The organism is Rhodothermales bacterium (genome assembly GCA_041391505.1).
In the GTDB taxonomy this organism is placed as follows: Bacteria; Bacteroidota; Rhodothermia; order Rhodothermales; family JAHQVL01; genus JAWKNW01.
On record JAWKNW010000001.1, the window covers coordinates 520242 to 543779 of the forward strand.

Here is a 23538-nt window from a genome sequence, read left to right on the forward strand (position 1 = left end):
CGGATCAGGTCACCTCGATGATCTGGTTCATCTCCTGCTGCATCTTCACGAGCCGGTAGAACTCGCCTTCGGACGCCATCAACTCGGCGTGGGTGCCCACCTCGGCGATCTTGCCGTCCTTCAGCACCACGAGCCGGGAGGCGTTGCGGAGGGTGCTCAGCCGGTGCGCGATGGCGAACGTCGTGCGGCCGCGAATGAGCCGGGCGATGGCTTCCTGGATCTGCTTCTCGGTATCGGTGTCGACCGACGCCGTCGCCTCGTCGAGGATGAGGATGCGCGGGTTATGCAGGATGGCGCGCGCGATGCTGATGCGCTGGCGTTCGCCGCCGCTGAGCGTCTGGCCCCGCTCCCCCACCTGCGTGTCATAGCCGTCCGGCTTCTGGACGATGAAGTCGTGCGCGTTCGCCGCCTTCGCCGCAGCCATGACGTCCTCACGCGAGGCCTCCGGACGGGCGAAGGCGATGTTTTCGTAGATCGACCCGCTGAACAGGAACGGCTCCTGGAGGACGACGCCGATCTGCGAGCGGAGGTCGTGCTGCGCGATCTGCTTGATGTCCACCCCGTCGATGAGAATCGCGCCTTCCTGCACTTCGTAGAACCGGCAGAGCAGGTTGATCGTGGTGCTCTTGCCGGCCCCGCTCTTGCCAACCAGCCCGATCATCTCGCCCGGAGCCACCTCGAAACTGACCTCCTTCAGCACCGGCTTGAGCGGGTCGTAGCCGAACGTGACGTTCCGAAACGCGATCCGTCCCTCGATCGCCGGCATGGGCACCGGCGCCTCGGCATCCTTCACCTCGGACTCCGTGTCGAGCACCTCGAACACCCGCTCGGCCGACGCGAGCGAACGCGACAGGTAGTCGGTGATGCGGCTCATGAACTGCAGCGGCCCGTAGAACTGTCCGAGGTAGCCGAGAAACGCAAAAAACTGACCGAGGGTGAATACCTCCCGGCTCGGCACCAGCTGCGCGCCGAGCCGGGTGCCCTCGATGATTTCGTAGCCGCCGACATACCACACGATGAGGTTGCCGATGCTCATGATGAAGAAGAGGATCGGGAAAAACGTGACCCACAGCTGATCGGCCTCGACCCGCGCCTTGAACAGCTCCGTGCTGCGCTGGTCAAACCGCTCGACCTCCCGGTGCTCCCGCGCGAACGCGCGGACGACCCGGATGCCCGAGAGGCTGTCGCTCACCGTCGCCACCAGCCGGCTGTCCTGGTGCCACGTCCGCCGCCACACGTTCATCAGCCGGTCCCAGCTGTATCGGGACAGCAGCAGGACGATCGGCGCCGGGATGAAGACGAGCAGCGTCAGCTTCCAGTTCATCCAGAACAACACGATCCCGATCCCGAAAAACAGAAAGATGTTCGAGAAGAACATCTGGATGCTATCCACCAGCACGATTTCCAGCGACTGCGTGTCGCGCGTGACGCGGGGGATCAGCGCGCCGGCCTGCCGCTTGTCGAAGAACTTGAGGGAAAGATGCTGGAGGTGGTTGAAGACGTCGTTGCGCAGTTCGTGCGAGAGGCGCTGCCCGAGGCTGGCCGCCATGCGCCCCCGAAACACCGCGAGCGCCTGCCCGCCGAATTGCGCGCCGAGCAGGATCACCACGAGCCAGCCGAGCAGGCTCAGCCGCTGATCCATCGGCAGCGGGTCGTCGACCGGGTTCAGCACGCGATCGGTCAGCGGCCGGGTCAGATAGGTGGGCACGAGGGAAAACACGAGGCCGACGATCATCGTCACCCAGATGGTGACGATGGCCCGGCGGTGCGGCTGGAGATAGGCGAGCATGCGCCGGATGGCTTTCCCCTTGCTCATGCAGTTGGGGCACACACGCGTCCCCTCCGGAAGCAAGAGGTGGCACGTGGGGCATCGGCGATCCTCGTCGACGCCGAGGTCCAGCTGCGGCGGGGCCTCCGGCATCGGAATCGGGTTGCCGTCTTTGTCCGTCTCGCCGCGTTCGGCCCGGGCCCGGTCGCGTTCATACCGGCGCAGATCGGTTACGTACCGCGCGATCCGGCCGAAGGTGCGCTGCAGCGCGTTCGAATACCGGAGCACCTCCACGCTGGCGCCGTCGTCCAGCGTCGCGACCATCGCCCCGGCGCCCACCAGGCCTTCGGCCTGCAGCGACTGGATATCCGGGAGCGCCAGATCGATGCGCGCCGGCCCGCCCTCCGGAGCGTACACCTGAAGCCGGTCGCGAGTCAGCACCAGCCACGCGGCGCCGAACTGGCCGTTCGCGTCGAGGTCGGTGGCGGCGGTAGCCACCGGCTCGGCGCCGGCAATTTGTGTCTGGATGGCCTGGGGAAGCGGTTCGTTCAGCGGCATAGGCGCGGCAAGGAGGCCCGGACGGACCGCCAGAGAGAAAGGACGGGAACGCAACCCCGCAGCGACCGAATGGTTCTAGGCCTCCGCTTCAGGGGCATGCAGCGCGTCCAGCATATTCATCGCGGCGCGCAGCCGCTCGATGTGCGGGAGGGCCGCGTCGTTCGGCCCCAATTTCCAGTAGAGGGTATGCGTGAGGAGGCCGTACCGCCGGGTCGTGTGCACGGGGACATCGGCGATGCCCTCGCCAAAGACCGGCCGCAGGGCGCCCCCGATGAAGTCGCCCTTCACCAGCCATCGGGCCGGGAAATAGAGGTTCGTCCACCGCGTCGGCCCGAACACGGCGGCATGATGCAGCTTGCGGCGGGCGAGGTGCGCGGGGAAGGATATCTTGCCGGCCTCCAGCACGGGCGGGCATCGCGGCAATTCGCGCTCCTCCTGCTTGGCGCGCAGGTCGGCGTCGTCGTGCGCCAGCAGGAGCTCGGCGTGGGCGAGCGGGCTCCCCAGCGTGATAAAATCCGTCACCAGCCACGGGCAGCCGTTCGCCTGGAGTTCGCCGAGCAGGGCGCGCTGGCGATCCTGATAACGCGCCGTATCCACCGCCCCCTCGCCCAGCTCCTGCTCGAGCGCCGTCAGGACCGGGTTGTTTTTTCCTTTCTCTACCTGTTCGGCATACGCCGGCCACGCGCACGACAACACGTCGTACCCGATCACGCTCCCGAGGCTGTGCCCCACCACCACGATGCGGCTGTACTGCCCGGACGCATGCAGCTTGTTCAGGATGTCGACGCCGTGGCTTCTAATTTCCTGCCGGCGGTGGATGTTGGACGGCTCGGGATTGAGGTACCGCGCCGCATCCCCCACGATGCCGTTGATCAGCGGGACGATGATGCCCAGCACGATCAGGCCGCCGACACCCGTGAGGAGCCGCGGCAGCTCGATGAAGTCGGGCACGGTCAGCTGCACGGCGAGGAGCGCCACGAACACGATCACCAGCACCAGAAAGACCCACGCGCCCCGCAGGTGCGCCGGCAGCTTCCACGGTTTGCGCTGCAGCAGGATGCGCAGCCAGGACGCGATGTGCCCCAGCGACGTGCCGCCCATCAGGTGCGCCCAGTAGAACTCGTAGAAGTCGGTGCGCACGCCGTTGCGGTCCTGCGTGGTCGTGATCCGGCGCAGCTCGTAGCTGCCCGACAGCATGTCCGGCTTGCTGAACACGCCGGGCCGTGCGTGCTCGTGCTGGATTGCGGTGTTGGTCGTCCAGACCGCCTTCACGAACCCCCGCAGCGTATCCATGGGGCGCTGCTCGCCGATGCCGTGGATGAGCAGTACCGCCTGTTTCGATTTGGATCGCATATCGACCGGATGGCTAGACTATCAGTTCAATATAGGCGTGCATGGATCGGGAATCTACGGGCCTGGAGCCGGCGCTTCGCAAGCCGGCGACGGCATGGAACGCTGCGCCATGAGTCCCTGGACGCTTGGAACAGGGACGTGAACGCCGAAAAGGATAGACGTGATCGGCATGGGCGCGACGCCATGTCGTGAGAAGCGAGTGGCACAACGCCGGACCAGGCCTGTTTATGACCCGGCTGGGCCATCGCATGCTCGTCGTGGCCGTGAGAAGCGTATGGGAGTTGGGATGCATGGGGGCATTTTTTACCGCAAAATCCCATACCCCCATACCGGGAGATGCTCACGTTTGAAGCGAATGCGATTGCCCTGATGACACGGGGCTTTACTTGCTTAAATCTGGCGTTGTTCATATCTAGCAGGATGGCGATGTCGAGGAACCCATGCAACGTGACGATCCGATGGCGGATCGGGTACCCCTTTTACGCTATTCGCTTTATGAGGAGTGGCGCCCCGCGGAGCCGGTTTTAATTCCGATGCGAACGAAGGCGATCGGTACCCGATCGACAACCGTGCGATAGGATTTCCTCGGGAAAAAACAGCGGCCTTAGTTTTCAATCCAGAGCGTCGGCACCTTCTATTCAGGCAACAGGACGTGGAACTGATCGGCACATCGCGACTGCACTACCAGATCATCGAGAAGCTCGGCGAAGGCGGCATGGGCGTGGTCTACAAGGCGTTTGATACCAAGCTCAAGCGCGATGTAGCCATCAAGTTTTTACCCTGGCAGTACGCCACGATACCTGACGTCCGTACCCGGTTTCGCATCGAGGCACAGGCCGCCGCCACACTCAATCATCCCAACATCGCGACGATCTACGCGATCGAAGAAATGCCGGGGCCCGAAGACGAGCGGGAGATCTTCTTCGTGATGGAATACATCGACGGGATGGAGCTGAAGCAACGGATCAAGGAAGGTCCGATCTCCTTGCAAGATGCCCTCCAGATCGCATTACACATCGCTGAAGGTTTGCATACGGCGCATGAACACGGCATCACGCATCGCGACATAAAGCCGTCGAATATCATGCTGACGGCCAAAGGACGGGTGAAGCTGATGGATTTCGGCCTGGCCAAGATCGGGCGCGGCATCCAACTCACGAAAACCAACACGACACTCGGCACGCTCGCGTATATGTCACCCGAACAGGCGCGAGGGGAAACCGTTGATTATCGAAGTGACATCTGGTCTTTCGGCGTCCTCCTGTACGAAATGCTGTGCAACGCACTGCCGTTCGAAGAAAACTACGAGCACGCGCTGATTTATTCGATTGTAAACAACCCGCCGATACTGCTCGTCGAGCGCCGAGGCGATCTCCCGCCTGCGCTGACCGAGATCGTCGAAGGCACGCTGCAAAAGGATCCTGATGAGCGCTACCAGGACATGCAGGTGTTGATCGACGATCTGAACCAGGTGCAGCAGGTCCTCCGCAACCGGGCCCTGCTTGGCCAATTGGACGATACACAGGCCGCTGTCGGCCTGCAGACCGCCCTCGCACGCCAGGAAGACAGCGATCTAGCGCCTTTCACCCCCCGGGAAGAGCCCATCCCGACCTCACACGCCGGCGCCGCCCCACCGGAGCGCTCGATTGCCCCTATGGTGATCATGCTGGCCGTCCTCGTGCCGGTGGCTGCCTTCGCTACGTATTTTTTGCTCTCGTCTCCCTCGTCGCCAACGCGTAGCGATCCGCCTGCCGTGGCGATGAACGGCGATCCACCGCCTCCCCCGACCGCACAACCCACCGAAACATCTGTGCCGGCGCCGGAGGTTGACAACACCGACCGCTCAGATACTCCGATTTCCAGTCCCGCTGTCGAACCGGACGCAACACCGGCCGTCGTTTCATCGTCGCCGATCGCAGCAGAGCTTGACGAGCCGGCGCCCACGCAAGCCGCCGTGTCACCCGCTCCTGTCGATACACTCCATGCGCGCGAACTCCAGAAACAGCAGGCCGCCCAGGCGCGCGACGAGCTCCTCCTGACACGTAACCAGCTCACGTCGGAAATGTCCATCCTTTCGACGCTGGCGACGTTTGACAAAGCCGTCGCTGCCCAGCGCCAGGCCGACCAGGCCTTTGAACGCGGCGCGTACACGGAAGCAACGGAGCTTTACACATCGGCCCTGGCGGGCGTTCAAGCGGCGGAAATCGAAGCGACCGCGGTGGAAAAGCTGCATGCGCAGCAGGGCAAGCGCGCACTCGACCAGCTCATCGCCGCCCTGCCCCCCGGTTCAGCCGACCTTCCCGCTTTCAGGGAGGTGACGGCACGCATACAGGACGGGGACGAAGCCTTCAGCCAGAATGCGTTCGCGCAGTCCAACAAGCAGTACAATGAAGCCCTGCAACTCGTGCAGGGCATGGCGAACCAGCTCGCTCGGCAAGACGAGGAAAAAAGACGAGTCGATTCGCTCGTCGACGACGCGACGATGGCGCTCAAGACGGCGTTCGAAAGCGAAGACATCAACCGTCTCGAGCAAATATTTGCTCTCTCGGACGCCGATCGCGACATCTGGCGAAATACCTTTCTGGCCTTCAGAAATTTCACCTTCGAAATGACACGTCAGCAGCTGAACCACATTGACGCAGATCGATACGTACTCGACTGTGACGTGAAGGTGAGGTATATCAACAACAAAAATGCCCCTGACGATGCAGACCTGCCCCTCCGTTTGCCGCTCGTTCGTGGCGAACAGGGCTGGAAACACGAGAAGTTTCAGTACAAATAGCGCATACCCCACCGCTTTCACCACCGGTTTATCGCGGCTTCGTTCACGCCACCTGCCCGATCCGCCACATCCTCGATACATCCATGCGACGTTGGTCCCACCTCCCCGTCCTCGCGTTGCTGGCCGGCATCGCGCTCAACGCGTGCATGCTGACGCACGACGCACATGCCCAACTGAGCTCGACGTTCGACAACCTCTTCCGTTCGTTTCTGGAAGATCAACTGGTCCGGCTCAATCCCGACGGCAGCGTCAATATCCACGGTGAGCACTACGTGCCGGCCTCGCTACAGGCTGCCAATGAGATTACGCCAGCGCTGAACGGACTGATCGCTTCAAATATTTCGTCGTTCCCGCTGAGCTCGACGATAGCCGGCATGTCGATCGACATTTCGAACGGCCGCGCCGTCCTGACAAGCGAGAGTCTCGGCCCCATCTTCGCCGAGACGGCCGAAACCATCGGCCGGGGCAAGATCAACATCGCGCTGGGTTATTCATACGTCAATTACCAGAGGCTGCGCGGCTTGCCGATCGACCAGATCCGGTTCACGTTCGCCCATCAGGACGTCACCCCCACCCCGCCCTTCGACGAAGACACCTCCGAGGATGGCAGCCTGGGGAACCCGGCATACGAACTCGACAATATCGATATCTTTCCGAATATGCAGGTATCCAGCGGTATCTTCGCCTTTACCCTCACCGCCGGCGTGCTGCAGAACCTCGATATCAGTCTGTTCGTGCCCGTGGTCAATGTATCGCTTTCGGGCAATGCACATGCCGTGATCAACAGCTTTACGTACGGCCGCCTGATCCCTGCCCGTCCGGAGTTTGAAGGCGCCGCGCATCGGTTCGGAGGGACGCTGCTCGACCCTATCCTCGAGGCGGAGAGCGCCTATTCGTCCACGACGAACGGCATCGGCGACATCGCCGTCCGATTGAAATACAAGCTCCCTACACCGCAGGCGATCAACGCGGCCTTGCTGGCCGACATCCGGCTGCCCACAGGCGATTCCACCAATTTCCTCGGGACGGGCCACATGAATGCGCGTATCATCGGCATCTTCTCGAAGCGGATGGGCGACTTCAACCCCCACTTAAACGTGGGTTTCGACCGCAGGATGGCCTCGTTCGATAGCGACGAATTCGAGTTCGCTCTGGGTTTCGACCAGAAGCTCTCCAACATCTTCACCGTGGCGGCCGATTTGCTCGGCGCGATCGACCTCCAGAAAGACGAGACGATCCAGATTTTCCCGGGCTCGGTATCCATCCCGGAGAGCTTCCAGAACGGCAGCGTGATACGCACGTTCAACCTGACCAACATCCCCCAACGGTCCACCGACAGCACGCTAGACCTGGCCTTTGGATTCCGAGTGGCCCCATCCGACCGTATCGTGATGATGGGCAACATCCTCGTCCCGTTGAACGACAGCGGTCTCCGGGCCGACTTTATTCCAACCTTTGGGCTGTCGATCGCGATCTAGACAGGGTCTGAATCGTCAGATCGAATCAGAACACGGATTTCGCAACGCATCAGGCGTCTGCCGGCGTGACGGATGCATCGCCGAGAGGCCGGCTGCGCCACCAGTTCGCCAGGGCCGACCCGGAGATGTTCATCCACGGCCCGAAGATGGCCGGCGCGAGACCGACGGTGGCGACCTTCCCCATCTGGAGCGCGATGCCCGTCGCGAGTCCGCCGTTCTGCATCCCCACCTCGATGGAGATCGTCCGGCACGACTGCTCGTCCATCCCCACCAGCCGGCAGCCCCAGTAGCCGAGGAAGTAGCCGGCGGCATTGTGGAAGATCGCGGCGGCGAACAGCAGCGGTCCGACCGTCAGCAGGTCGTTGCGTCCCGTCGCCACGATGATGGTCAGCACAACGGCGATCGCGGTCATCGACAGGATGGGCATGGCGCGCGTCAGCCAGCCGTCGTGACCGCGCAGCAGGCGGTTCACGATGAGCCCGAGCACGATGGGCACGATCACCATCTTGATGATGCCGATCATCATGGAGAAGAAATCGACCGGCACGAACTGGCCGGCGAGCATCTTCATCAAAAACGGTGTCATCACCGGCGCCAGCAGCGTGCTGCACGCGGTGAGGGTGATCGACAGCGCCAGGTTAGCCCGGGCGATGTAGGCCATCACGTTCGACGCCACGCCGCTCGGCGCCGAGCCGATCAGCACGATGCCGGCGGCGATCTCATCCGAAAACCCGAGCGATTTCGCGAGCATCAGCCCCACGAGCGGCATGATCGTGAACTGGCAGATCAACCCCACAACGACCCCTCTCGGCATTTTGACGACGCCGGCGAAGTCGCTGAGGCTCATCGCCGTTCCCATCCCGAACATGATGATCTGGATGAGCGGTACGATGAGGTTCTTCAATTCGTAGTCGCCCACCGCGAGAAACGGCTCCGGATAATACAAGGCGGCAGACACGGCCGCGAAGATCCAGATCGTGAAGGCCAGCTGTTTCAGCGCCGGCACGCCGAGCCCGCCGATCGCTAGGAAGACGAACAAGGCGACCACGAGCGGCCCCGTCGCGGCGAGCCCCGCCACGAGTCCGACAACGAGCGCCCCAACCGCGCAGAGGCCGGCGGCGGCGAGAAAGAGGGTGTAGATTCGTTTGGTCACAAGTGCGTCTGGTTGGTCGTCATGTGTCGCGACATCCGTCGGGAGGTCTCTCCGCTGCTCCCCGCGTGCGCGGGGATCCGGTCGAGATGACAATGCGATAAAAAACGCGTTCAAGTCGAACCCCTAGCCTCACGCCTCAGCGTGGTGGGCTAGGGGTTATTCAAAAAACGGCACGCCCGGGGTCGCATAGCGGCGCATCCCCTCCTCGTTGATCTCGACGCCGATGCCCGGCTTTTCCGAGAGCGTGATAAATCCATTTTCCACCATGGGCCCGTCGTAAGTGACGATCTCGCTGTACATCGGGTCGGTATGGAAATAGGTCTGCCACTCGAGGATCATGAAATTCGGCACCGAAGCGCACACGTGGCAGGAGGCCATCGCCCCCAGGAAGGAGGCCACCATGTGCGGCGCGAACGGAACGTAGTACAAATTGGACAGATTCGCTATGCGCTGCCCCTCGCCGAGGCCGCCGGCCTTCTGGAGGTCCGGCATGATGATGTCGACGGCGCCCAGCTCCAGCAGCCGGCGGAAGCCGTGCGCCAGATAGATGTTCTCGCCGGCGCAGATCGGCGTCGTCGTCGACTCCGTGATGTGTTTGTAGGCGTCGACGTTTTCGGCGGGGATGGGCTCTTCCAGCCACATCAGCCCGAGGGGCTCCATCCGTTTCGCCACCTGCTGCGCGGTCGGCGCGTCGTAGCGGCCGTGCATGTCGGCGCAGATGTCGATGTTCGGCCCGACGGCCTCGCGCGCGGCGGTCATCTGATCGACCATCCGCTGGATCTCGGCCGGGCCGGCGGTCCAGTTGTACCGGTCGTATTTGTTGGGGTCGTTGCCCTGATCGAGATCGAACTTGACGGCCGTGAACCCCATCTCCACCGCCGCCTTCGCGCTTTCGGCGAACTGCTCCGGCCTGGGGAGACGAAACTGGTAGAGCGCGGTGTCCATATAGACCCGCAGCCGGTCCCTGAATTTGCCACCGAGCAGCTGGTACACCGGCACGCCGAGCGCCTTGCCGGCGAGGTCCCACAGCGCGGTCTCGACCGCCGTGAGCACCGCGACGAACATGCCGGCCTGCGCCCCCTCGAAAAACCCGGAGCGCCGGATGTCCTCGAACAGCCGGTGGACATTCAGCGGGCTCTTCCCCTTGAGCCGCTGCCCGAATTGTTTCACGAGATGGTAGGTCCCGGGCGTCGCATCGACGCCCTCGCCGCAGCCCCAGATGTCCTGGTTGGTGTAGATCTTGACGAACAGGTCATGCCCGCCGCGCAAGTAGCCGCACCGGACGTCGGTGATCTCCAGATCGGCCGGCCGCGAGGCCAGGTTGGCGCGCTCGACGGCGTCCTGCAGCCCCTGCCCGAAGGCGGCGGCCGGCATCGCGGCGAAGCCGGCTAGCGAAGCGCTGCGGGTGAGGAAGGATCGGCGGGAGTTTGCCATGTGCATCACCTGAAACCTTGACCATGAAACATGAAACCAGGGGCGCCTTGCGCCGCGCTCACCACGTTCGGGTCTTCAAATACGCCTCGACCTGCTCGCGGCCGACGGGAAGCTTGTCGATGTGGTCGTTCAACCATTGCGAGAAATCGCGCTCGATCTCGTCCGACCAACGCGTGTCGATCTGACCGGGGGTGTAAACCTGCTCGCGCAGCCGCTGATGCCCGAACAGGTCGCGCAGGCGGACGATCTCCGAGGTCACCACCACCCGTTCGGCCAGGTGCGGCGGGATGAAGAGGACGCCGCTGTCGCGGCCGAGCACCACATCCCCCGGCATCACGGTCGCCCGCCCGATGCGCGTCGGCTGGTTGATGCCCACGAGCGTCGTGTTCAGCCGGCCGTCCGGGTTGTTGAGATGATGGGAGGGGTGATAGCTCCGGAAAAACGAGGTGAACGAACCGATTTCCCGGAGGCCGTCGATGTCGCGGATGGCTCCGTTGTAGACGATCCCGTTCCCGGTTTTCGCATAGATCGAGTTGCCGAGATTGTCGCCGACGGTCGGCCCGTCGACATGCGCCTCAAACTGGTCGACAACATACACGTCGCCCTTCACGAGCAGGTCGATGGGCCACGCGTTTTGCGCCTTGATGCGGCCGTCCTGGTTGTGGCCGCGGTCGTCGATGACCCGGTGGATATCCGGCCGGCCCGGAAAAAACGTCGCCGTCACGGCGCGGCCGACGAGCACGCTGTCCGGGTTGATCGTCTGCCAGCCGTCCTCGTACTGGTAGTTGAAGTTCGCGTTGCGCAGGACGGCCCAGGCTTCCTCCAGGGTGACGCGTTTCATCCGCTCCAGGATGGCGTCCGGCACGCGCGGCCGGCCGTCGTCGAACCGGTCGCCGGTCCATTCCGGCGTCAGGAAAAGCAGTTCATCGCGGGAAATTTGCTGGGCCGACGCCGGCCATGCCAGCGCCAGGGTCAGCCATGCCGTTAGGAGCAGCCGGTGCGCCTTCATGGGGATGGGTGCGTTGGGGAAAAAAAGCAAAGAGATAATATGATTCGAGCAAGATACACGCAGGCATGGACTGATGCCAGTCCGCGCGGATCAGCGCCAGGGCAATCGCATGCTCTTCAAACGTAAGCATCTCCCGGTATGGGAGCATGGGGGTATGGGAGGTTTTGCGGTAAAAATGCCCCCATGCACCCAAACGCCCCTACGCTTCTCACCGCCACGGCGAGCATGCGATGGCCCTGGGATCAGCGCAGGGTAAGCGCGACGAGCGCGTGCGCCGGCACCTGCAGGGCGACCGTCCCTCCCGCGAGCCGCGCCCCGTCGAACGACGCCGGCGCGACCTCGTTGGGCCGTTCGAAGGTGTTATGCGCGTCCATCGCCGCGCCGTTCAGGATCCGGCCCGAGACGGAACGGACGTCCAGCCCCCGCACGTCGATGGCGACATCGCGCGCCTGGTGCGGATCGATGTTCGCGATCGTGATCAGGATCGACCCGTCCGTCTGTTTCGACGCCGACGCGCTCAGCGCGGGAAGCGACTGGTCTTCGTACGTGTAGGCGCCGGCATCCAGATGGATCGGCAACAGCGTGGCGTCGTGATGGGCGGTATACAACGCGAACACGTGATAGGTCGGCGTCAGGATCAGCTGCTCGCCGCGGGTCAGGATCATCGCCTGGAGCACGTTCACCGTCTGCGCGATGTTCGCCATCTTCACGCGGTCGGCGTGGCTGTTGAAGATGTTGAGCGAGATGGCGGCGACGAGCGCGTCGCGCAGGGTATTCTGCTGGTACAGAAAGCCGGGCGTCGACCCCGGCTCCCGCTCGTGCCACGTGCCCCATTCGCCCATGATGAGCCAGACGCGCTTCTCCGGATCGTACCGGTCCATGATCGTCGCATGCCGCGACACAAGGTCGTCCTGCTGGAGGGCGCGTTGCATCAGTTCGAACCACTCGGCCTCGGAAAATCCTACCGCCGGCCCCTTCTTCGCCCAGGTCCCGTTCAGGGTATAGTTGTGGATATCGAGCCCGTCGATCATCTCGCCGGCGTCGCGCATCATCACCTCGGTCCATGCGTAGTCGTCGCTGCCGGCGCCGGTGGCGATCCGGAACGGGCGCACGTCGCCATAGCGGTGCAGATAGGTCGCGTAGCGCTTGTACTGATCGGCGTAGAACTCCGGCCGCATGTTGCCGCCGCAGCCCCAGCTCTCGTTGCCGACACCCCAGAACCGCACGTTCCACGGGGTATCCCGCCCGTTTTCCCGGCGCAGATCGGCCATCGGGCTCACACCGGGATGGTTCATGTATTCCCACCACTGCGACATCTCCTGCACGGTGCCGCTGCCGACGTTGCCCACCACGACCGGATCGGCCCCGAGGCGGTCTATCAGCGCCATGAATTCGTGGGTGCCGAAGCTGTTGTCCTCCGTGACCCCGCCCCACAGGTTGTTGACGATGGTCGGACGATCGGCGCGCGGGCCGATGCCGTCCATCCAGTGGTAGTAGTCGGCAAAGCAGCCGCCGGGCCAGCGCAGGTTGGGGATTTTGATGGCGCGCAGCGCTTCGATGACGTCGTCGCGCAGCACCCAGTCGCCCCCGCCTGCCTTCGACCAGATGCCGTCGTAAATCCCCCGGCCAAGGTGCTCGGCGAAATGGCCGTAGATGTGCCGGCTGATGGTGGTTTCGCCCTGGTCGGCATCGACGACCAGACGGAGCGGCGCCTGCGCCGAGGCAGGCCCTGTAAACGAAATGAGCGCAAGGCTCATCCATAGAAGGAATAGGTGGATACGCGGCATGGGAGACCTCGGACCTGGCATGGAACGGTTGCAAAGTCATCATACGAGTATCGGAATACACATGCTACCACGTCCGATGCGAAGTTTCCGACCGATTCAGGTTCTGTCTGAAAAATCTTTCAGACAGAAACGCATCCTGACCGTGAGTCAGGATTCAACGCTGTTTTGGAGGTTCTTGCATGCTCCTGGGCGACCAGAACGATTTTTCAGACACGGCCTCGTTCGCCGCTGCGCCATCCATCGACCTATCCCCTGCAACCCACTGGCATCTCAATCGAATACATGCTAGTATTCTAGCACAACAACCCGGACCTGCCCATGCTGCTGACGAACTACTTCAAACTCGCCCTGCGGTCGATCCGCAACCACCCCGGATCCGCCCTGCTCAACCTGGTCGGACTCGCGATGAGCATGGCCGCGGCGCTGGTCATCCTCCTGTTCGTCCGGCATGAACTCAGCTTCGACACCTTCCACGAGGATGCCCCACGCATCTATCGGCTCAACGAGATCCAGTCCTTCACCGGCATCACGCCGCAGCATGTGGCGCTCTCGATGTACCCGATGGGGCCGGCGCTGATGGAAGACTATCCGGAGGTCGAATCCTTCGCACGCATTGCCGGCGCGCCGCAAACGGTTTCCATCGACGGCGAGCTGCGGCTGGTGGAGCGCCCCATTCGCGTGGATCCTGCGTTCTTCACCCTGTTCGATTTTCCGGTGCGCGCGGGCGATCCCGCCGCCGGCCTGGCGGATCCGTTTGCCATCGTGCTGACCGAGAGCACGGCGCAGACCCTCTTCGGCACGGCGGATGCCATGGGCCGGGAGCTGATCGTGGGCGAGAATACCTACCACGTGGCCGCGATCCTCGCGCCGTTCCCGGGCCCCTCCCATCTCGAATTCGACGCCGTGTTTTCGATGAAGGAGAATGACGATGAGCGGAATATGCAAAACTGGGGGTCCAACTGGCTCGTCACCTACCTCCGGCTCGCCGAAGGCGCCTCCGCCTCCGATCTCGACAGCAAGCTGCCCGAGTTCACGCTGAACCACATGGGCGAGGAGCGCAGCCAGGCGTACGAACTCTACCTCCAGCCCCTGCTCGACGTCCACCTCGGGTCGGCGCACATGACGCACGATTACCGGAACTGGCGCAAGTTCGATCGGCGCTACGTGTACATGTTCGCGTTGCTGGGCGGATTTCTGCTCGTGGTGGCCGGCATCAATTTCATGAACCTGACGACGGCCCGCTCGGCGGCCCGCGCGAAGGAAGTGGGCGTGCGCAAGGCAATCGGTGCGCGACGAACGGAGCTGGCGTCGCAATTTCTGAGCGAATCGCTGGTGATGGCTTTCGCCTCGCTCGTCCTGGCCGTCGGTCTGGCGATGCTCGCGCTGCCGTTCGTGAACCAGCTCAGCCAGCGCGACATCCCCTTCACGGCCCTGTTCGCCTGGCCGCTGCCGGTCTGGCTTCTCGGCGCGACGCTGGGCTTCGGCCTGCTGGCCGGCGTCTACCCCGCGTTCGTCCTCTCGGCGTTCCGCCCCGTGCTCGCCCTGAAAGGCGCAACGAGCCGCTCGGGCCGTAAAACGCCCTTCCGAAACGTGCTCGTCGTGTTTCAATTCGCGATCGCCATGGCGCTCATCGTGGGCACCGTGCTGACCGTGCGCCAGTTCCGCTATATGCAGCAGCGCGACATCGGCTTCAACAAGGAGCACGTGCTGGTCGTCCCGATGAGCCGGATGGCCAATACGCACTACGAGGCGCTGAAGCAGACGCTCCTCGCCGCCCCGGGCGTGCTGGGCGTCACGGCGTCGAACCAGCGCCTCGGCAACAACCTGCACCAGTGGGGTACGCGCGCCGAGACGGAAGCCGGGGAAACCATCGGCTTGAGCATTTCCAACATCGTCGTGGATTACAACTACCTCGACTTTTACGGCATGGATCTGAAAGAAGGACGGTGGTTTTCCGAGGAACGCGGCACCGATCTGGGGCGGGCCCGCGTGGTGAACGAGGCGATGGTGGCCGAGATGGGCTGGACCCACCCGCTCGGGATGCGCATCGGCTTCGGTGGCGACGATACGCTCGGCACCGTCATCGGTGTGGCGCGCGACTTCAACTTCAACTCGCTCCACAACAAGGTGGAGCCGCTCGCGATGAGCGTCCAGGATTTCGGGTACGATGAGGCGTCGATCCGGATCGACCCTGCGATGGCGCGCGAGGCGATCACCGCCGTCGAGCGTATCTGGACGGCATCCGTCACCGATCGGCCGTTCGACTATTCGTTCCTCGACGAACACCTGAGCGAACTCTACCGCACGGACCAGCAGGTGAGCGAGGTGGTTGCCATCGTCGCCGGCTTCGCCATCTTCATCGCGTGCCTCGGGCTGTTCGGCCTCGCAGCCGTCACGACCGAACAGCGAACCAAGGAGATCGGCATCCGCAAGGCGCTCGGCGCCACCATCCCCCAGCTTCTGATGCTGCTTTCGAAGGAGTACCTGCGTCTCGTCGCCGTCGCGTTTGTCATCGCTTCGCCGATCGCGTTTGTGCTGATGCGCTCCTGGCTGGCCGAGTATCCGTATCGCATCGACATCGGCTTCGGCGTCTTTGTGCTCGCCGGCGTGCTCACGCTCGTCATCGCGCTGGGTACAATCAGCTACCGATCCCTCGCCGCCGCAAGGTCGAATCCGGTGGATACGTTGCGCTACGAATGACCCCGTGGGCATCCAACCGACGCAGTCACGACCCTGCAGACACGGCAACGCAGCGCACGGCCTCGACGTGGGTCAAGCGCCGAAGGGTTGAACGCTGCGCGCCGCGCGCGTTTAAGCTTCTTTATGGGTACCCAAGCTTCTTTAAGAGTACCTCAACCCCTCGAGTACCTCAACCCCTCGAGTCCGTCATCCCCGACCTGATCGGGGATCCATAGAAGGCTTAAGAATTCCTCCTGTGCGGTTCCTGACGCGACTTTATGCAACCGGTATGCCTCGTATGGATCCCCGATCGGGGTCGGGGATGACGAGCCGGGATGTGGGGAGTTAGCCATTTCCCCCATGTCATACCCCTACCGGCTGACGGGCAACGCGCGGCGGAGCCGGATGTCGGCCGACGACGCGCCGACCTGGATCTCGACGGGGCGATGCTCCAGCACCCACCGGTCGTTCTCGGCGTCCCAGTACCGGAGGTCGTCAGCGTCGATGGGCAGCTGAACCGTCTTCGTCTCGCCGGCCGCCAGCGCGATCCTCGCGAACCCCCGCAATTCCTTCCGGGGCCGCGTCACCGAGGCCTCGGGATAGCTGACATACAGCTGGACCACCTCTTCCCCGGTGCGCGAGCCGGTATTCGTCACCTCGACGCTCACCTCCACGCGCCCGCCTTCCGGGAGAACGGGCGCGCTCGTCCGCAGGTTGGCGTAGGAGAACGTCGTGTAGCTGAGTCCGTAGCCAAAGGGATACAACGGCTCGCCCTCGAAGAAGCGGTAGGTCCGCCCCGCCATGGCGTAGTCCTCGAAGGGAGGCAGGTCGTCGACGCTGCGATAAAACGTGATCGGCAGCCGGCCGGCGGGGTTGTAGTCGCCGAAAAGCACGTCGGCGATGGCGGTCCCCGCGGCCTGGCCGGGATACCAGGCCTCCAGGATGGCCGGCACCTGCTCCTGCGCCCGGTTCACCGCCAGCGCGCTCCCGTTGAGCAGCACCAGCACGGTCGGTTTGCCGAGCGCGACGATCCGCTCCATCAGCCGCCGCTGGGAGGCCGGCAGGACGATATCCGTCCGGTCGCCGCCCCGAAACCCGTCGATTTCCACCTTCATCTCCTCGCCCTCCATACGGGGCGTGAGCCCTAGCGCGAGGATGACGGCATCGGCATCCCGGGCCGCATCGAGAGCCTCCGCCTCGAGGTCGCCCTGCGGCGCGGCCCAGACGAGTTGAAGTTGTGCGTCGCTGTACGACTCCTTCGCGTCGATCCGGAACCGGTAGCGCTTGCCGGCTTCGAGCCGGATCGGCGCCGAGGTCGTGGCGCGCGGGTCGCCCAGTTCGTCGCGGTAATTGTACTGGGAGCGGACCAGCAGGCTGTCGTCGAGGTACAGCTCGAACCACATGGTGGCGATCGTGCCGAGCTGGTACATCCCCGTTCGTTCCGGACGGATCTCGCCTGTCCAGCGGACGCTGAAGTCGTCCCCGTCCATGTCGGCGCGGGGCGCCCTGTCGTGCCAGTTGGCATCCAGGAGCGGGTCGACGCCGGCAAAAAGCGGATCTCCGCTCATCGCGTAGTCGCCGAAATATTCGGCCTGGACGCCCGGTCGGCCTTCCGGGGTGAACAGGACGCTCGCAGGCACCGTCTCATACATCGGAAACCCGTCCGCCAGCTCGGCGCCGCGCGCGTAGCGCACCTCGGTCTGCGGCGAAACCGCCTCTCGGATGCCGCGCAGGGGCGTGACCACGTCGGCCGGCACGCCGTTGTAGTTGCCGAGGAGCATCAGCCACTGATCCGCGTTCGGCCCGATCACGGCGAGCTTCCCGAGGTCCTTGCGAAGCGGCAACACCCCGTCGTTTTTCAGGAGCACCATCGATTTGCGCGCCACCTCGCGCGCGAGGGCGCGGTGCTCGGCATGATCGACGACGCTGTAGGGGATCCGGGCGTAGGCGACGCGCTCGTCGGGGTCGAACATCCCGAGCTTGAACCGCGCCCGAAACAGGCGTTTGACGGCGGTGTCGATCGCGGATTCCTCCACAAGCCCCTGCCGGACGGCGTCGACGAGGTGCGGGTAGGTCTGGGCGCCGCAGTCGAGGTCGGTGCCGGCGTTTACCGCCCGCGCCGCGGCCTCCTCGACGGTGCCGACGAGGCGATGATTCAGGTAGATGTCGTCCAGGGCCCAGCAGTCGGACGTCACGTAGCCGGCGAAGCCCCATTCGCCGCGCAGGATGTCGCCGAGCAACAGATCGCTGCTGCAGGCGGCTTCGCCGTAGAGGCGGTTGTAGGCGCACATGATGGAATACGCGCCGGCCTCGCGGATGCCCGTTTCGAACTGCGGCAGGTAAGTCTCGCGCAGGTCGCGCTCGCTCACCACGGCGTCGAAGACATGCCGCTCGGGCTCCGGCCCGCTGTGGACCGCGAAGTGCTTGACCGTGGCGACCGTTTTGAGGTAGGCCGGGTCATCGCCCTGGAGCCCGCGCACAAACGGCACGGCGAGCCGGCCGGTCAGGTAGGGGTCTTCGCCGTACGTCTCCTGGCCGCGCCCCCACCGCGGATCGCGGAAGAGGTTGATGTTGGGCGACCAGATCGTCAGGCCCTGGTACCGCAAACGCTTTCCGTTGCGGACGAAGGCGTGGTGCTTGGCGCGGGATTCGTCGGAAATCGCCGTGGCCATCCGGAAGATCAGCTCCGTGTCCCAGGTCGCCGCAAGCCCGATGGCCTGGGGATACGACGTAGCGAGGCCGGCCCGCGCGACGCCGTGCAGCGCCTCGTTCCACCAGTTGTATTCGGGGACGCCGAGCCGCTCGATGGCCGGCGCCTGGTCCGACATCTGCGCCACTTTCTCCTCGAGCGTCATCCGCCCCACCAGGTCGTCGACGCGCGCCTCGAGCGTGGCGTCGGGATCGAGGTAGAGGGGGGTCTGGGCCCGAGCCGGCGAAGCGGCCCAGATCAAGAGGGCCAGAATGGCCAGGAGCCGGCCTGTTGCATAGCGACCCGAGGTCGGGAGGATCGTCATGGTGGAAATCGCGGGCTGTTGCGGGATAGAATTCGGTTAAGTGATCATATCAATATACATGCAGCCGCGCAAAACGAAACCCCCGGGGCGACGCCGTTTTGCGTTGCCGGCCGGTCGCCGCATCCGTACCTTGCGGGACGTCCATCCATCCACCCCCCTTTCGCCGCGGCATCATGCGCTCCACACCCAGGCTTCGTATGCTTCGTTCGTTCGTCCTGATCTGGACGCTCGCCACCGTCGTCCCTGCCGCTTACGCGCAGCAACACGCGACGACCTGGCCCGGCGCCTCATGGCCGGTCTCCACCCCGCAGGCCGAGGGCGTGAACCCGGATACCCTCGCCGCCATCCATGCCGACCTCGCCGCCGGCGCTTACGGCGCCGTCGATCATTTCCTGCTCATCCGCCACGGACGCGTCATCGCGGACCATCACTACGACCGCGTCTACCGCCTCCCGCCCGACGCCGCGGACACGACAAACCATCAATACAACTACGACCATCCCGACTGGCACCCGTATCTCCATGGCTCCGAACTGCATACGCTTCAATCGGTCACGAAGAGCGTCAACGCGACAGTCCTGGGCATCGCCATCGACGAGGGATTGATTCCCGGCGTCGACACGCCGGCCATGACCTACTTCGCGGCCTACGATCCGGACCTCTCCGACCCGCGCAAGGCGTCGATGACGATTGAGGATCTGCTGACGATGCGCAGCGGCATCGACTGGTATACCCAGGGCGGGTACGCGAACCCCGAACACAGCACCATCGTGATGGAGCTGAGCGACGCCTGGATCGAGTACATCGTGGGCCGGCCGATGGACGCCGACCCGGGCGCGGCATTCGAATACAACGACGGGGCGAGCGTGCTACTCGGCAAGATCGTCACCGAGGCCACCGGCATGCGCGCCGACACGTACGCGGCGGAACGGCTCTTCAAGCCGATCGGCATCACCGACTATTACTGGAAGATCACGCCGGACGGCGAGGCCGACACCGAAGGCGGCCTCTATCTGAAAACCCACGACCTCGCCCGGATCGGGTACCTGTACCTCCACGGCGGCGTATGGAACGGCCGGCAGGTCGTATCCCGCGACTGGGTGGAACGCTCCACCTCCCCGGTGGTCGCCGACATCGCACCCGGCAACGACCGCGTCAACCTCGGCTACGGCTACCAGTGGTGGGTGCCCGATCAGGAATACGGGCAGACGAAAGTCTTCGCCGGCAACGGCTTTGGCGGCCAGTTCGTGCTGGTCGCGCCCGAATACGACATCGTGGCCGTCTTCAACGGGTGGGACCCGTTCGGCGACAAGTCGACCTGGCGGGTGCTGCAGGAGCGTATTCTGCCGGCGACGACCCGGTAGCGGGTCTACAGCCGCACGAGCGTCCCGGTCCGGATCGCCCCGCCCAGGTCGAGCCGGTACAGATACAGCCCGGCCGGCTGATCCCGCAGATCGATCTCCAGCGGCTGCCGGCCCGTCGGCAAGGTGCCGTCAAAACCGGTCGTCACTTCCTGGCCCAGGCTGTTGTAGACGGTGAGACGGGCATGGATCGGCGCGCCGGCGTTGTGGAGCGTCAGCGTCGCGCGATCGAGGACGGGGTTGGGATACGGCGCTTCCAATTCGAAGGAGGCCGCGGTCTCGGGCGATTCGACGCCGGTGATGATGAGGTCGCGCGCGGCCTGGACGGCGGCTTCGGTATTCACGATCCCGTAGCCGCGGCCAAAATCCGGGGTCGCGGCCTCGCTCGCTGTGGTGCGAAGGATGTCGGCCACCTGTAGCGGGGTGAGGGCCGGGTTGGCTTCCAGCAGCAGGGTGACGATGCCGGCAACCATCGGGCTGGCGAACGACGTCCCGTTGCTGCTTGCGTAGCTCGTGCCGCTCGCGAGGTAGACCGACTGCCCCTGGGCCACGATGTCCGGCTTGGTGCGTCCGTCGGCCGTCGGCCCCCGGCCGCTGAAGTCGACCAGCAGCCCGCCTGTATTGACCGCCCCCACGCTGATCACGTTTTTGCCATCCGAGGGCGTGGTGATGTAGTACCAGCACAGCGTCGGGGACCCGCACCCTTCGTTGCCGGCGGCGCTCACGACGATCATCCCGTGCTCCACGGCCAGATCCGCCGCGATCGTCGTCACGCCGGTATTCCCGTCCATCTCGGCATAGGTGTAGCTGCGTTGCCCGGCGTCGAACGTGCTGTAGCCCAGCGAGACGTTGACGACGTCGACGCCCTGCGCCTCCATCCACTCCAGGCCGGCGACAAAATTATCCTCCTCCTGGTTGGTTTCGGTCGGGGTGTATTCCGTGCGGGCGTGGTAGACCATCGCCCCGTACGCCGGCCCAATGAGCTGCCCCGGCTCGTAGCCGGCCGCCACCGAGATCACCGAAAACCCGTGCGTGCTGGCGTCGGCCGGGAGTCCTGTAAAATCCTGGCTCAGCACGAAGCGGCCGTCCGACACCATCGTCGCCGTCGCCGGATGGGATGCGAGGTTGTTGCCCAGGCCCGTGTCGATGATGCCCAGCTTCACGCCGGCCCCGCTGAGTCCTTCCTCCAGCACCGGCACGGCGTTGACCAGTTCGAGCTGGCCAGCGGAGGCGCCGTAGTCGAGCCGATAGGCGGAGCGCCGATCCTGCACCGGCGCGGCGAACGCCAGGGGCGCCGGCGCCTGTTCAGCGGCGGGCGCCACGATCCCCACCGGTCGAAGCGCGCGCACGAACGGCAGCGCCTCGACCCGCGTCCGCTCCGCATCCGTCAGCACCGCGCTGACGCCGTTGAGCCACCGGCTTTCGACGAGCGGCGCGACGCCCAGGTCGCGCAAGGCGTCGAGGTACGCCGGCGTCAGCGGGGCATCGAGCATGGGGTCCAGCTGGCGGCCGCGGGTGGCGCGCCGCGCGAGGGCGGCCGGCGTGGCGCTGTCGGGTTCGAGCCGCGCCGTGGCGTCGGGCTGTTTGTCCGTGAAGAAGATCCAGTGCTTGGCGGCATCCTGTGCCCGCGCCGGCGCGATCGTGCCGGCCAGCAGCACAAGCATCAACGAGATCGTTCGCATAATCCAGTTCGATTCCAAATGAAAGCGCGTCGTAATCCCCATTCACGAAGAACGGGCATTACGACGCGCAGTGCTTGCAAGATCCTCTCCAGAATGGGTTTCAGGCCGCCAGGTATCGGCACCCGATGCCCTATCGCCTCACCATCCGCTTCGTTTCGCCGCGGCCTTCGGAAAAAAACAGTCGGACTCCGCGAGACGCACCGACAGCCGGCTCGCAGGGCCGTAGCTGCCCGAATCAATCAACTCTTAGTCCCGAGTGGCCGGAGGCACGAAGAATTAAACATAGCCTTGTGCTGCGCGGACAGGTCGGCAACGGTTCGATGCGCGGGTCGAGGCAAACGAGAAATTTACCCCTAGCAACGCGCAAATGTGGCACTGAGATTGTAGGGATGGATGGTTTCCGACCATTCAGCCTGCCGTACAGCATACGCGAAATGCCTGGACGGACCGTTGAGGTCGCTGAGTCGGAATCGCTGCATCGATCCGGTTGTTTTATGAGCGATGTCAAAGCGCCCCGGAGGACACACACCATGCGTTCTCCCACCACCCAGAGTAACCGGATTAGACGCCCAGGACTACGATTGAGTCAGGATCCAACGCTGTATTTGAGGTTTTTTTGATGCTCCGGGACAACCCGGACGTTTCTTCAGACACTGCCTGGCTTCCCCGTAATTCTCCGCTTTTGACCTATACGATGGCCTATTTCAGAATTCTGCTCTTCCTGATCGGGTTCGCCCTACCCATCACGACCTTTGCCGAGACGTTTTACGTCGATCCGGCCGGCAACGATAGCAATCCGGGCACGTCCGCGAAACCATTTCGCACGATCGCGTACGCGGTGAAGCAGGTGTCGCCAGGCGATACGGTGCTGGTGAGGAACGGCGTCTACCGGGAGAAGATCATCATCTCGCGTTCGGGAGCCCCGGGTCAGTATATCGTGCTCAAAGCCGTGAACCAGGGTGGGGCGAAAGTCGAAGTCGCTGAAAGCGGCAAAACAGATGGAATCAAGATCGCGGCCAACTACGTGACGGTGGATGGGTTCGAAGTGTACGACCCGAATCCCGGACCGGGAAGAACCGGCAATTGCATGACCGTCTGGGAGAATCATCACGTCAATATCTTGAACAACCGGGTGCACGACTGCGGCGGCGCCGGCATTCAGGCCGGCCGATGCGACCATATCCTCATCGAAAACAACGTCGCCTACGGCAACGCCAAATATAACCCCAGTCAATCCAGCGGTATCGGGGTCTTTCAAGCGCGTGCGGTCGATAACGCGCCCGGCTACCACATCGTCGTGCGCAACAACCGGAGCTACGACAACATCAACCTGGTTTTTGCCAGCTTCAAGCCCGGAGTAACCACGGATGGGAACGGCATCATCGCCGATAATTTTTATAACGAGGGCTCCACAAACGTGAAGTACCCACACCGCACGCTGATAGAAAACAACCTGATTTACAACAACGGCGGTAAAGGC

The 23538-nt window shown here is 63.9% G+C and carries 13 protein-coding genes; 5 read left to right on the forward strand and 8 right to left on the reverse strand.

The window, feature by feature from the left end; translation table 11 throughout:
- Window positions 1-4 precede the first annotated feature (4 nt).
- Both R2834_02040 and R2834_02045 read right to left on the reverse strand, forming a co-directional pair.
- On the reverse strand, window positions 5-2326 hold the full coding sequence (locus R2834_02040; GenBank protein MEZ4699084.1) for an ABC transporter transmembrane domain-containing protein: 2322 nt from the start codon (window positions 2324-2326) through the stop codon (window positions 5-7).
- Window positions 2327-2401: 75 nt separating this feature from the next.
- The gene (locus R2834_02045; protein MEZ4699085.1) at window positions 2402-3679 is read right to left on the reverse strand and encodes a hypothetical protein; all 1278 of its coding nucleotides are present in this window, start codon (window positions 3677-3679) and stop codon (window positions 2402-2404) included.
- Window positions 3680-4331: 652 nt separating this feature from the next.
- Between R2834_02045 and R2834_02050 the strand changes: the two genes are divergently transcribed.
- Window positions 4332-6461 (forward strand): protein kinase, encoded by a 2130-nt coding sequence (locus R2834_02050; protein ID MEZ4699086.1) that lies wholly within the window; start codon window positions 4332-4334, stop codon window positions 6459-6461.
- Window positions 6462-6544: 83 nt separating this feature from the next.
- Entirely contained in the window at window positions 6545-7939 is a 1395-nt protein-coding gene (locus R2834_02055) for a hypothetical protein (protein ID MEZ4699087.1), read from the forward strand.
- A 49-nt stretch (window positions 7940-7988) separates the two neighbouring features.
- Here R2834_02055 and R2834_02060 read toward each other — a convergent pair whose 3' ends face one another.
- The 4 genes from R2834_02060 to R2834_02075 all read right to left on the reverse strand — a co-directional run bounded on the left by R2834_02060 (window position 7989) and on the right by R2834_02075 (window position 13322).
- A complete protein-coding gene (locus R2834_02060) occupies window positions 7989-9092 on the reverse strand; it encodes a bile acid:sodium symporter family protein (GenBank protein ID MEZ4699088.1) in 1104 nt (367 codons plus the stop codon).
- Window positions 9093-9248: 156 nt separating this feature from the next.
- A complete protein-coding gene (locus R2834_02065) occupies window positions 9249-10526 on the reverse strand; it encodes a mandelate racemase/muconate lactonizing enzyme family protein (protein MEZ4699089.1) in 1278 nt (425 codons plus the stop codon).
- 58 nt (window positions 10527-10584) lie between these two features.
- Window positions 10585-11535: a hypothetical protein gene (locus R2834_02070; protein ID MEZ4699090.1), complete on the reverse strand. Its 951-nt coding sequence runs from the start codon at window positions 11533-11535 to the stop codon at window positions 10585-10587.
- Between the two features lie 242 nt (window positions 11536-11777).
- On the reverse strand, window positions 11778-13322 hold the full coding sequence (locus R2834_02075; GenBank protein ID MEZ4699091.1) for an alpha-L-arabinofuranosidase C-terminal domain-containing protein: 1545 nt from the start codon (window positions 13320-13322) through the stop codon (window positions 11778-11780).
- A gap of 318 nt (window positions 13323-13640) precedes the next feature.
- Here R2834_02075 and R2834_02080 point away from each other — a divergent pair, with 318 nt between their 5' ends.
- Window positions 13641-16022: an FtsX-like permease family protein gene (locus tag R2834_02080; protein ID MEZ4699092.1), complete on the forward strand. Its 2382-nt coding sequence runs from the start codon at window positions 13641-13643 to the stop codon at window positions 16020-16022.
- A gap of 350 nt (window positions 16023-16372) precedes the next feature.
- Here R2834_02080 and R2834_02085 read toward each other — a convergent pair whose 3' ends face one another.
- The gene (locus R2834_02085; GenBank protein ID MEZ4699093.1) at window positions 16373-19015 is read right to left on the reverse strand and encodes a glycoside hydrolase family 3 C-terminal domain-containing protein; all 2643 of its coding nucleotides are present in this window, start codon (window positions 19013-19015) and stop codon (window positions 16373-16375) included.
- Window positions 19016-19212: 197 nt separating this feature from the next.
- On the opposite strand from R2834_02085, the gene R2834_02090 reads away from it, so the two are divergent.
- The gene (locus R2834_02090) at window positions 19213-20379 is read left to right on the forward strand and encodes a serine hydrolase (GenBank protein MEZ4699094.1); all 1167 of its coding nucleotides are present in this window, start codon (window positions 19213-19215) and stop codon (window positions 20377-20379) included.
- Between the two features lie 5 nt (window positions 20380-20384).
- On the opposite strand, the gene R2834_02095 is transcribed toward R2834_02090, so the two are convergent.
- On the reverse strand, window positions 20385-22058 hold the full coding sequence (locus tag R2834_02095) for a S8 family peptidase (GenBank protein MEZ4699095.1): 1674 nt from the start codon (window positions 22056-22058) through the stop codon (window positions 20385-20387).
- Window positions 22059-22752: 694 nt separating this feature from the next.
- Here R2834_02095 and R2834_02100 point away from each other — a divergent pair.
- Window positions 22753-23538, forward strand: a 786-nt coding sequence (locus R2834_02100) for a DUF1565 domain-containing protein (GenBank protein MEZ4699096.1), incomplete at its 3' end; no start/stop codon positions are given.